The following is a 12,834-nucleotide window of genomic DNA, read 5'->3' as shown; positions in this document are numbered from 1 at the left end:
TGTGTGAATACTTACAGTTTACCCCAATGAAACGCTATGAGTTTTTTTGTTGCACTATATTTTACAATTTATCATGAGGAAAAAGAAGCTTACTTTTATTCTTTCTGCTTTATTACTATCGCCTATAGTAATAGCCAATCAGGTTCAAGCTGAGGAGCAGTCTGAAAAGCCGACCGAAGCAGTTTCTGAGCTAGTTCGTTCTCCAGAAGCTATTTCTAAAGAGAATTCACAAACCAATGCCCAGTCTGAAACTGCAAGCCTTGAGTCAGTAGTGGAGGCAGATGCTGAGATAGAGCGCCCAGTGGAGGGGGACGCTAGCAAGCTAACTGAAACTGACGATACTTTAGGAGGATTACCGAAACCTTTATCGGTTTCAGAAACGCCTGGAAAACTCTCTAGTTTGATTGAAAATCCACATGTGGCAAATCAAAATTTGTCCATAGGGGAAACAGCAGACGAGTTGCTGAAATGGGCGGAGTCCAAACCGGACCAAACAGGTGCAACGCTTGAAGATCGACTTGAGTTTGCAAAGAGCTTGGGGATGATTCCGGACGGGGTAGGCAAGGATGAGCCCGTCCAGAATCTAAACCATATGATTTCAATCGCTAAGAAATTAAAAGAGGCCTACCGTGCAGAGAAGAAAGAACCTCTCATCCTTAATGGCAAGACCCAGCCTATTTTTCCTTTTACTCCGGGTGATGTAGAAACTGGCTATTCCAATGAAAAGAGTGATATTGTCCGATTTGTGGTCTATGTCGAATCAGACTATGATACAGATGGTGATGGGAAAAGGGACCTCATTAAAACATTTGTGCAACTTCCGAAAGCAGCTGCCAATGGAGATTATAAGGCTTCGACCATCTATGAGGCAAGTCCTTACGTAGCAGGAACAACTAATAAGGAAACCCTTGGCGAAATTGGCCTAAAAGAAGAGGGCGAGTTTGACAACAAGAAACTCTATCGTTATGTAGATCCCCGTCGTCAAACTGGTTCCACCACGACTTTAGCACATGCTAAAAAGGCAGATTCTAAAGATTGGTACTATAAAAATCCAAACGAAAGTGATGCGACCTTTACACGCTACGATTATGAAAATATTAACTGGTACAACTATTTCTTGGTGCGAGGCTATGCCGTGGTTACTACATCTGGATTGGGAAGCTATCAGTCAGAGGGGATTAATACAACAGGAAGCGACTTAGAAGTAGCGGGTTATAAGAGTGTGATTGAGTGGCTAAATGGAAAACGGGTTGCTTATACAGATAAGACATCGAATATTGCTATTAAAGCAGACTGGTCAAATGGAAAAGTTGGTATGACGGGATTGTCATGGGCAGGGACCACCACTTTTGGGGTTGCTGCGACCGGAGTAGAGGGCTTGAAGACTATCGTCCCTGCAGCTGGAATCGCGAGTTGGTATGATTATTACAACAGTCAAGGAACGACCTTTAACGTCGGTCCTTATAGAGATTTGTCTCATTTGTCTGTCTATGTATCCAATCGGATTCTAGATCCGGCTGATTGGAACAAGATTAAAGAGGACTATGCCCGCTACATTACTCAGTTGAATCGCGACCAACATAAACATGGCTATAATTATAGCGACATCTGGAAAAATCGCGATTATACCCTTCATCCAGAAAAATTCAAGGCCAGTGCCCTAGTCATGCATGGGCTAAATGATGATAATGTCAGAACCAAACACTTTGACCTGATGTATCAAACTTTGAAGAAGGCTGGGCAACCTGTGAAGCTCTACCTCTATCAAGGAGATCATATTTATCCTGTCAATAAACGCTTCGGAATTAAAGAGGACCAACAAAGTGTTAGTGACCTTCTCAATCTTTGGTTTAGTCACTACCTATATGATGCAGAAAATCAGGTAGAGTCTTTACCAGAAGTAACCGTGTCTAATAACTACGATCCATCTAAGTGGGAACACTATTCTAGCTGGGAGTCTAGCAATCAATTGACCCTGAAGACCCTTTCTAGACGAGAGGAAGAAACCATTGATAATGATTACTATGGGGCAGGGATGGATTGGACCAATCGGGATTCTCATACCACCAAGCAATCGTCTACTGCCAATGCTTTGTTTGCAGCTGAGGCTACCGAAGATGTGACTATTAAAGGGCATATTCCCGTCCATTTCCAAGCTGCCTTAGCCAAGCTAACCAATCAAAATATCAAAGACTATCAAGTCAATGTGCAACTGGTCGATCTCTCCGATGAGGAATTTGATGTCGCTTCCAATAAGATTACCTATGATGAAGCTGGCTACAAGTACCAAGAAATGCCTCTCAACACGCTTTCTGAATCAGGCTACTGGATGGGAAGCAATCTAAAAAATATTGCCAACAAACAATTTGGAACCATTAAAACCAAGTATAAGGTCATCTCTTCTGGTTGGATCAACCTAGCCAATCCTGATGCAGGCTATACCTCCGCTAGCTCAAGTAGTAGCATCGATCCCAAGCTCGGAGAGTTTCGGAACTACACCGTCTATCTACAACCAAATCTTTACACGGTTAAGAAGGGGCATAAACTGGGCTTAGTCTTTACCACCTTTGATAGTAACTATGTCTGGACGGATGATCCGTATTCCTATCGCTTGAAAACACGGTCCATCGTAGCAGAAATACCAACTGTTCAAAAAAGTAGTCTTCGCTATGCTTGGTATGTTCCAAATGAAAAGGATGAGGCTTATCAGGTCCTTCCACTGGTTGAAGAACCCCTACCAGAGTATCCATTGGATACCCTTGTACCATCCGTGAATCAGAAGGAACAGATACCAAACAAGGATTATACACCATACAAGTCAGGTTCATTAGCAGTTGAGTCTAGCAAGAAGGATACGATGGCACCACTAGCTGTCAACTACCAACAAGAAACACCAGAGACGGTGGATGAAGAGCTCCCTCAAGTGAGCAGTACTCGTAAGGAAGGACTTTATTTGCCGCAAACTGGAATGACCACCAACTTTGAAGTCACTTCAAGTGTGTTAGGAATCGTTCTTTTAGTCGGAATGGGAATCGTCCAACTAAAAGAAAGAGAAAATTAGTACTGTTAAGGACAGTGAGTACAAGACCATAATCGTCGTTTGAAGAACGGTTATGGTCTTTTTACTAATAAGTAGGAGAGATGATTTTTTAGTAGTTTGCGTACTTCTAAGCACTATCCTGAACTAGAAAAAAAGCCTTAAATATAGTATAATGAAGTGATACACTAAGAAGGGAAATTGTAAGGTTTGAGAACTTCAGAATTGCTAATTATTATTCCTGCTTACAACGAAAGTGGAAATATTGAAAAGACAATCAAGATGATTGAAGATCATACTCCGGAGTTTGATTATGTTATTATCAATGATTGTTCAACGGATCATACTCTAGAGATTTGTAAGAAGAATCACTTTAATGTCATTGATTTACCCATCAATTTAGGAATTGGTGGTGCTGTTCAAACGGGGTATCAATACGCTGTTCAAGAGGGATACCAGTATGCAGTCCAAGTAGATGGCGACGGGCAACACAATCCGGAATTTATTAAAAATATGTTGAGGGTGCTTCAGGAACGAAAGGTCAACATGGTCATTGGATCACGGTTCATTGAAAACCAAGGTTTCCAATCCTCCTTCCTTCGTCGAATCGGGATCACCTTCTTTGAAAAATTGATTAAATTATTGACGGGACAGAAGGTAACTGACCCAACTTCAGGCTTGCGCGTAGTTGATAGGAAAGTGATTGAGGAATTTGCTAAGCAATATCCAAGTGATTATCCAGAACCTGAGACTATTGTTTCTCTCTTGATGTCAGGCTACTCGGTTACTGAAGTGCCAGTCTTGATGAATGAGCGAGAACATGGTGAATCATCTATTACCCTAAGTAAATCAGTCTATTATATGATTAAAGTGACAGTGGCCATGCTACTAGCAAGAATGACGGGAGGCCAAAAGAAGTAAGATGTTAAATATTTGGTTATCGCTTATTGTTATTGCATTTCTTGTTTATATACTTAGATTGGTTGTTAAACAAGTCGTTGAGATGAAAAATGTCATTTCTTGGCTCTTACTCTGTGTACTCTCTTTACCAGTAATCTGGTTTCCGAGAGTAATAGAAGGGGCATCTAAATTTATAGGGATCCAAGTTCCAAGTAATTTAGTCTTCTTTTTAGGTTTTTGTTTACTGGTTTATTTGAACTTTTCATTAACTCGTTTGACCTCTAAACAAGCCGTTCAAATTAGACAACTAGCACAAAAGATTGCTTTACAGGATAAGAACCATGAAGAGTAATCAAAATGTTTCAACAGAAAAAATCTATCTTTGGAATTTAATTGGGAATTTAGCTTTCTCAGGATCCTCTGTTTTATTTACTTTAATTGTGACGAGATTAACCTCTCCTATTGAAGCAGATTCTTTTAGTCTGGCGTACGGTATTGCGGCTATTTTGGTAGTTGTTGGCATGTTTCAGGTTCGTAGTTATCAAGCAACAGATGTTTCTTTTAGACATAGTTTTACCAGTTATTTCTTAGCAAGGTGTATATCATTGACCTTAATGGTCCTAGTATTTTTTCCCTATTTATCAATCTCTAAAATTGACTTAAACGAGAGGGAAAAGGTTGCTATTATTGCTCTTTATGTCCTATTTCGTATGTGTGAAGCAATATCGGATCTATTTCAAGGTCTTTTTCAACAACATGAACGATTGGATATCGCTGGAAAGTCTATGACCATTCGGTACACTTTCAGTACTATTTTCTTATTTATTTTACTCTATACTACTAAGTCCCTTGTAAGCTCTTTAACATTATTAGTAGTTCTTAATTTTCTTTTCGTTATGGGATATGATTTTGTGAAGGCAAGATCATTCGAGAGAATAGATTTTTCTTCTATAGAGTTTAAGAGTCTTTTAGTTGATGCATGTTCAATATTAAAAAATTGCATCCCCTTATTTATTAGTGGTTTTTTGCTAGCCTATATTTTCAATGAGCCAAGAATTGCAATAGATATGGAGATTCGGCTGGGTCACTTAATTGAGGGGACGCAAAGGGATTACAATATTCTTTTCATGCCAGTGTTTTTTATGAGTCTATTTATTTTAATTCTTAGACCTTTAACCACGCAATTAGCCATCTTCTGGAAGGATAAAGAATATAAAAGGTTTGATGGGATTATTGTTAAATTACTTGTGATTATTTTAGGACTTGGATTTGTTTTGACTCTAGTTGCTTATTTTATTGGGACTCCAATTTTGAGTGTTGTTTTTGGGTTAGATTTAAACCGATATAAAGAAACATTAGCTATTCTTGTATTTTCTGGAATATTATATTCGATTGGAATTGTATTTGGGGATGTGATGACTGTTTTAAGACGTCAATCCTATCTATTACCCGTCTATTTATTAATGTTTGTTGCCTCTAAATTGACAAATTTACAATTTGTACAAAGAAGTGGTCTATTTGGAGCGTCCCTTAGTTTTTTACTGGTAATGGTTGTATATTTTATTGGGAGTATTGTCTCTTATTGGATTGCAAGAAGGTTAGAAAGGAAGGATTATGTCCTTTAAAGATCAACATACTTGGGTAATTTGTGCCTATGGCGAAAGCCATTATTTAGAAAATTGTATTTTGTCCCTCAAAAATCAAACGGTGAAATCTCAAATTATATGTTACACCTCCACCTTACTTCCGTCTATTGAGGTCTTGTGTAAAAAATACAATATTCCACTTTTCCATAAAGTGGGAGGGGGAATCGGAAAAGACTGGAACAATGCCCTCTCTTTTGTAGAAAGTCAGTATACAACTATTGCTCATCAGGATGATTATTACGAACCGACCTATCTGGAAAAGATTGCAAATAAGATCGGTGGTAAGGAGCAATGGAGCATTGCATTTTCTGATTATTTTGAGGAGAAAAATGGGACAGTCATTCCAGCGAATGCTAATTTAAAGATTAAATCCTTAATGTTACGAACTATGGCTGTTTTCCCGTCCTCGAAATGGTGGAGGAAGAGGATTCTAGCTTTTGGAAATCCGATTTGCTGTCCAGCAGTTACTTATAATTTAAGTGCATTAAAAGATTTTCAATTTGATGAAAAAATGAGAGTAAGTTTGGATTGGTATGCGTGGTACAAGATCAACCAGTACCCCGGCCAGTTTGTATATGTACCTGAGAAATTGATGTGCCATAGGATCCATGAAGAATCGGAAACCTCAAAGACAATTTCTGACAATACTAGGACGATTGAAGATCAGATGATGTATGAAAAATTTTGGCCAAAATGGATTGCGGATTTGTTAATGAAACAATATGTGAAAAGTCAGAAGACAAATAATTAGGAGGAGAGGATGAATTTTCTTATCGAAAGTTATGAGAGAAATAAAAAGTACGCCGTTGCATTTCTTGCTTTAGCATCCTGCATCGCTATTATTTATACAAAGTGGTTTATTGATTTTCCTAAAATTGGTGTTTTGTGTGTCATCAGTTTTTCACTCTTAATCTTCTTCTTACCTAAAAAAAATATTGGAACTTTTTTAGCCATGCTTGTAAGCGGAGTGGCATTTGCTATCATCACACCCGTTTTAAATACACCAGACGAGCAGGTCCATCTGGCTAGAACGATTCATATTGTCGAAGGTGATGTCAATATGGATAATAAAAATATTCATATTACGGAAGACTATTTTGATGTCTATAAGAATTTTAAAGCCCCTTTTACTAAATCCTCTTTATTTCATGAAGAGCAAACAACGAAACAGGTTGGATTCGGGAAAGAAACGGATTATCGAGCAACTAATTCATATTGGTTTATAGGATATCTTCCACAAGCAATCGGTTACGGTATAGGAAAAGTTCTTCATCTAAGCGTGGGTGTATCCTATTACTTGGGAAGAATATTTAATGTCTTTGCTTATTGTATTCTCGCCTTTATAGCGATTAAATTGAGTGGGAAGGCTAAGCAACTAATAACTATGGTTGCCATGTTCCCAATGAACCTTGTACTTGCAGCTTCTTATAACCAAGACAGTGTCTCCTTAGGTTTGACTTACATCATTGTCTCTTTGTTTATTAATTTTGTAAGCAATGAAGAAAAAATTGTTCAATTAAAAGACTTATTGCTATTCACTTCCTTGTGTCTTCTTCTGGTGACAATGAAATTACCATACGTTTTATTGATTGGCTTATTATTGTTTATTCCTAGGAAGAAAATAAATTGTAGGTATTATTACCTATTGGCTATTGCTTTAATTGCCCTTGTTTTTGCATTTACAATATTCTGGTATGTTTTATCTCAGCAAGTGAGGATTGAAAATTTCAAACTAGATGGAGCTAATGTTAAGAACCAACTAATGAATCTTCTTACTAAGCCTAAATTGTACCTTCCAGTTGTTTTGAAGGAAGTTTTATTATCTGTTAGCCATTTAAACCAGTTGTACACTTTTGGTTGGTTGGACCTATCTATGTCAGAAGTTCTAATCCCTATCTATTCTCTCTATACGCTGATTACGTTTTCTAATGTAGGAAAAATAAAGTTGCCAAAAGTTTCAGTGGTAGGTGCTTGCTTAGTATCTCTTGCGATTGTAGGATTGATTTCTTTAACACTATACTTAACATGGACACCAGTTGGAAATGCTGAAGTACTGGGGGTACAAGGTCGGTACTATTTAGGAGTTGTTGCGTTGATGCTTCCTGTCATTTGTAGCATCTTTAAAAAACAAGAGTCAGAAGAAAAAACATTTTCTGATACATTTATTGTTCAAAGTAGTTTAATCATTTTAGCTTTAACAGTGATTCACACAATTTCAGTATTATATGCTATTGTATAGGCGAATTAATCTAATTTTTACGTTAATACTAGGGGAAACCCTAGTTTTTTGTTACAATAGAAGGTGAAGTATACAAGGAGAGTGTTATGACAATATCAGTAGTAGTGCCCTGTTTTAATGAAGAAGAATCCATCCCTTTATTTTATGCAGAGATGGAAAGAGTTCGAGAAGTTATGGGGACTGAATTTGAATATATTTTTATCAATGATGGATCTTCGGACAATACACTATCCGTTTTGCGTGATCTCAATCTAGTTAATCCTAAGGCTCACTATATTTCTTTTTCAAGGAATTTTGGAAAGGAGGCAGCACTCTATGCTGGGCTCCAACATGCCAAAGGAAATTATGTAACTGTTATGGACGTTGATCTTCAAGACCCGCCAGAATTGCTCATTGAAATGAAGAAGCGATTGGATGAAGTTGTGGAATTGGATTGCGTTGGAACAAGACGGGTTACACGTGAGGGAGAACCACCCATTCGTTCTTTCTTTGCCCGAATGTTTTACAAACTCATTAATCATATTAGTCAGGTAGAGATGGTAGACGGGGCGCGTGATTTTCGTTTGATGCGTCGTCCAATGGTGGATGCTATCCTTGAGTTATCCGAATACAATCGTTTTTCAAAGGGGATTTTTGCTTGGGTCGGCTTTGAGACTCAATATCTGGAGTATAAGAATGTGGAGCGCGTGGCCGGGAAAACATCTTGGAATTTCTGGTCTCTCTTTAAATACTCTATTGAAGGGATTGTCAATTTTTCAGATGCTCCTCTAAATATTGCCTTTGTAGGTGGCCTTTTATCTTGGTTCCTAGCCTTTATCATGGTTGTATTTATAGTAGTGCGAACGCTGGTATTTGGAGATCCAACCTCTGGATGGCCTTCCTTAATGACAGTTATCCTTTTTCTGGGTGGTTTCCAATTGCTGACGATTGGCATTCTAGGGAAATACATTGGTAAGATCTTCATGGAGACCAAGAAACGTCCGGTATATGTGATAAAAGAGAAAAGTGACAATGAAAAATCATTCTAGGAAACAGGAAACCATTAAGCTCAAGATCCATTCACTTTACGATAAAGTTGATACCATCCTTGATCAGCTTTTGCAGTGGAATGTTACTAAACGACTAAATAAAGTGGTAGACAGAGGAAACATTTTTTTTAATGGATTCCGTCATTCATTTTTTTACCTATTTTTGGTTCTGTATTCTATTTTCTTTACAGTTGTTTCTCAAAATGTCATTTTATTTCAAAGTCAGTCCTATGATTATGCTTTTCATCTATCTCGTATTGTCGGATTAGCTGAATCAATTAGTCATTGGGATCTACTTCCAAATCTAAATTTCTTGTTTTCATATGGGACTGGATATGCTTCTCCTATGTTTTATGGAAATTGGCAATTCTATCCGTCAGCTATTGTTTACGTGATAAGTCAGGATGCAAATCTTTCCTATCTCCTCTTTGCCTTTCTGATTGTGGTTTGTACCTGTTTATCCAGCTATGTTGTCATTACTAAAATCATGTACAACAAGCTAGTAGCTTTGGCTGTTGCCTTGACCCTTCCTTGCTACTATACTTTGTTTGGATTTGGAATGACAATGGTTTTGCCTTTAGTTCCAATACTATTTTACGCTATCTACAGAGTAGTCTTTTTGAATAAAAAGAATCCTCTTTATCTTGGAGTTGTTGTAGCCCTATTGGTTCAAACCCATATTTTATCGACTATCATTTTAGCTATTGCCTCCTTTATTTTTTTATTGCTTAACTATAAGAAAATTACAATCGAAAAGCTAGCGTCTTTCGTATTTTCAATTGTATTTGCGCTCTTTCTTTCTGCAGGCTATATTTTCCAATACTTAGAACAAGTATCATCTCAAAAATTTTTATTCTCTTGGATGGGAAGGAGTTTCCCTGTGAATGTCAAAGATACATTTTCAGTACCCTATCCTTTTCAAGTAGATCGCTCTGGCTTTTATAAACCATTTACACCATTAGAATGGCCAATTCATCAAATGATTCGCAATGGTTTGATTGTCTTTACTTTCCTAGTTCTAATCTTTTATCGTCGAATCAGTAAGCTTAGTAAGTCGAGCTTTTTTGTCTGTTGGCTTCTGTATTTTATGGCAACGAGTCTTCTTCCATGGAGGTCCTTGTTGAAGTACAGTTTTATGGGAAGTATTCAATACTCAGGACGTCTCTTGTTTTTTATACCATTATTCTTTATTTTCTTTCTAGCTTTTGTTAATAAGAATGGGATTCTTTCGGTTATACTCTGTTGTTTGAGTCTTTCATTCTTTTATAATAATTTGGTTCCAAATTATCATACGAGTTCGAAATACTATAAACAGATGCGTGTGGTGAATCGAAAGGACAATAAGCTTTTGAAGTCAACTTATAAAGGTAAAAAATCAAACTTTGTAAATCCTGTCGGGGACGAATATTATAACCTAGAGGTAGATAATCAGCGTGTTCGTGATCCTCATTTTTCTGAATTTCAATTAGGTAAGGGCCTGTCAGTTTCTAATGTAAATACTCAATATAATTTACTTGAATTCGATGTAGAGAGTGACTCTTCAAAAGGGAATACCAGTATGGTGGTTCCGCTCATCTGGTATAAAGGATATACCGTTAATTATTCTGAAGGAGCATCTGGTACAGAAGCGAGTATGGCTCATCGTTCATATAAGCAAGAAGAATTAAACAAAAATCAAAATTTAAGAAAACCAAAGCTAGCGGAAAAAATTTTGAATGATGGAAAAATTTATCTAAAAATCAAAAGTTCAGGTCATGTAGCGATCTCATATCATAAAACCTTCCTTCAATATTTGGGCTATATAATTGAATCGCTCGCTTGGTTCGTGGTTGCCTATATTTTTAAAGTTGTCTATGAAAAGAAGAAAAATAAATCATTCAAAACCAGTTAAGACGAACTAGTTTTAAAAGCAGAAAACTTCTGCTATTTTTGCTATAATGATAGGGAAAAAGCATTTGAAAGGAAATTACCATGATTTTAATTACAGGTGCAAATGGTCAACTTGGAACGGAGCTTCGCCATTTGTTAGATGAACGAAATGAAGAATATGTAGCTGTTGATGTAGCTGAAATGGACATCACAAATGCAGAGAAAGTAGATGAGGTTTTTGCGCAAGTGAAGCCAACTCTAGTTTATCACTGTGCTGCCTATACAGCCGTTGATGCTGCTGAAGATGAAGGAAAAGAGTTGGACTATGCTATCAACGTGACTGGTACGGAAAATGTAGCGAAGGCGTCTGAAAAACACGGTGCAACCTTGGTCTATATTTCTACGGACTATGTGTTTGATGGGAATAAGCCAGTTGGGCAAGAATGGGAAGTAGACGATCAACCAGATCCCCAAACAGAGTACGGTCGTACCAAACGTATGGGAGAAGAATTGGTTGAGAAGCATGTTTCGAACTTCTACATCATCCGTACAGCTTGGGTCTTTGGAAATTATGGTAAAAACTTCGTCTTTACGATGCAAAACCTAGCGAAGACTCACAAGACTTTGACCGTTGTTAATGACCAACATGGTCGTCCAACCTGGACACGTACTCTTGCAGAATTTATGACCTATTTGGCTGAAAACCGTAAAGAATATGGTTATTACCACTTATCAAATGATGCAGAAGAAGACACAACTTGGTATGACTTTGCAGTTGAGATCCTCAAAGATACTGATGTTGAAGTGAAACCAGTAGATTCTAGTCAATTCCCAGCTAAGGCGAAACGCCCACTTAACTCAACGATGAGCTTGGCTAAGTCCAAGGCGACAGGTTTTGTCATTCCAAGCTGGAAGGATGCCTTGAAAGAATTTTACAAACAAGAAGTGAAATAATTAAAATGAAAAGATGGTGACATGCCATCTTTTCATTTGCTAATATGATAAGGAGAGTTATGAAAGAGAGAAAATTAAATATAGATTTGCTTAAATGTATTGCAATAGTATTTGTCGTAGGTGTACATTTTTTTCTCCATACTAATTATTATGGACAGTCCTTTACTTTTAAAAGTATTTTCTTGTCATCTTTTATTTGGATGATTCTAATGACCTGTGTACCTTTGTTTATCATGACTACAGGCTATTTGATGAAAGATAAGACCTATAGTGAAGACTATTTTATAAAACTACTTCCAGTAATTGGAATTTATGCTCTTACAGCAGCAGTTTATACTTTCTTTGATATGAGAGTTGTCAATGAAGAATACCTCGGAAAGTTATTTGAAAATATTTTTTCCTTTAGTCACTATGCGTGGTATGTTAATTTGTATATCGGCTTATACATGTTAATTCCTTTCTTGAATGCAGGTTTCAATTCGTTAACTAGCCGTAAGAATCAAGTTGTGGTTTTAGGTATTTTAGTGTTATTCACTATTGTACCGCCTACTCTTTCATTGTTGAACAACAATGAACAAAATTTTATGATTTTACCGCACATCATTCCAGATTATTGGAAAGGACTCTGGCCTATCACATACTATCTTCTTGGAGCTTTTCTCGCTTCATCAAAGAAGAAATCGAGTTTCAAGGAACTTGTTTTTGTTATTTTTATTCTTGATATTTTAAGTGTTTTTGGATTAGCAGCAATATCTGAAACTACCTTTGGTATCGAATATACAGTTCTTCCGGTATTCCTATTGTCTAGTTTAATCTTTTATTCAGTTATACACTTAAAAGTCTCTATAAAAAATGAGTGGTTGAAAAGAGTTGTTCTATTTATTTCAAAGAACACTCTTCCAATTTATTTACTATCTGTGATTGGAGATTATTATTGGTATCCTAAAATGGTTGAGAAATGGGGGGATTTTACAAACCTCTTCCTGAGATTTCCTCTGATTGTGCTATTTTTGTTAATACAAGCTATCTTGATGACTTTCATTTTAAATACACTACTAAAATTTATCAAAACAATAATTCTGAAATGATTCTGTCAATAATTTTGTGTAAACACTCAAGTAAAGTTGCGGAGTGTTAATCAAATAAGCTTTCAAGTGTGTC

Annotated in this window: 10 protein-coding genes; all 10 read left to right on the top strand. The window is 36.9% G+C overall.

Features of this window, described 5'->3' with window-relative positions; translation table 11 throughout:
• Positions 1-73 precede the first annotated feature (73 nt).
• Positions 74-3,061 (top strand): CocE/NonD family hydrolase, encoded by a 2,988-nt coding sequence (locus K1J10_RS08960; protein WP_398577100.1) that lies wholly within the window; start codon positions 74-76, stop codon positions 3,059-3,061.
• A gap of 186 nt (positions 3,062-3,247) precedes the next feature.
• The gene (locus K1J10_RS08955) at positions 3,248-3,958 is read left to right on the top strand and encodes a glycosyltransferase family 2 protein (RefSeq protein ID WP_135782478.1); all 711 of its coding nucleotides are present in this window, start codon (positions 3,248-3,250) and stop codon (positions 3,956-3,958) included.
• A 1-nt stretch (position 3,959) separates the two neighbouring features.
• Complete coding sequence (locus tag K1J10_RS08950) at positions 3,960-4,289, top strand: DUF2304 domain-containing protein (RefSeq protein ID WP_135782477.1); 330 nt, start codon at positions 3,960-3,962, stop codon at positions 4,287-4,289.
• Positions 4,279-5,562 (top strand): lipopolysaccharide biosynthesis protein, encoded by a 1,284-nt coding sequence (locus tag K1J10_RS08945; RefSeq protein ID WP_135782476.1) that lies wholly within the window; start codon positions 4,279-4,281, stop codon positions 5,560-5,562. The genes K1J10_RS08950 and K1J10_RS08945 overlap by 11 nt, the downstream gene beginning before the upstream one ends.
• Positions 5,552-6,334: a glycosyltransferase family 2 protein gene (locus tag K1J10_RS08940; protein WP_223356931.1), complete on the top strand. Its 783-nt coding sequence runs from the start codon at positions 5,552-5,554 to the stop codon at positions 6,332-6,334. Before K1J10_RS08945 ends, K1J10_RS08940 begins: the two co-directional genes overlap by 11 nt.
• A gap of 9 nt (positions 6,335-6,343) precedes the next feature.
• Positions 6,344-7,822: a DUF2142 domain-containing protein gene (locus tag K1J10_RS08935; protein ID WP_223356930.1), complete on the top strand. Its 1,479-nt coding sequence runs from the start codon at positions 6,344-6,346 to the stop codon at positions 7,820-7,822.
• A gap of 86 nt (positions 7,823-7,908) precedes the next feature.
• Complete coding sequence (locus K1J10_RS08930; RefSeq protein ID WP_195563144.1) at positions 7,909-8,850, top strand: glycosyltransferase family 2 protein; 942 nt, start codon at positions 7,909-7,911, stop codon at positions 8,848-8,850.
• Entirely contained in the window at positions 8,834-10,741 is a 1,908-nt protein-coding gene (locus tag K1J10_RS08925) for a glycosyltransferase family protein (RefSeq protein WP_223356929.1), read from the top strand. Before K1J10_RS08930 ends, K1J10_RS08925 begins: the two co-directional genes overlap by 17 nt.
• A gap of 80 nt (positions 10,742-10,821) precedes the next feature.
• Entirely contained in the window at positions 10,822-11,673 is an 852-nt protein-coding gene (rfbD, locus tag K1J10_RS08920; RefSeq protein WP_223356928.1) for a dTDP-4-dehydrorhamnose reductase, read from the top strand.
• A 59-nt stretch (positions 11,674-11,732) separates the two neighbouring features.
• Complete coding sequence (locus tag K1J10_RS08915) at positions 11,733-12,761, top strand: acyltransferase family protein (protein WP_223356926.1); 1,029 nt, start codon at positions 11,733-11,735, stop codon at positions 12,759-12,761.
• Positions 12,762-12,834: the final 73 nt, after the last annotated feature.

The sequence above is a fragment of the Streptococcus australis genome, from assembly GCF_019930045.1.
GTDB lineage: Bacteria > Bacillota > Bacilli > Lactobacillales > Streptococcaceae > Streptococcus > Streptococcus australis_D.
Note: the sequence above shows the minus strand (reverse complement) of the source record. Positions and strands in the feature narration are given on the sequence as shown.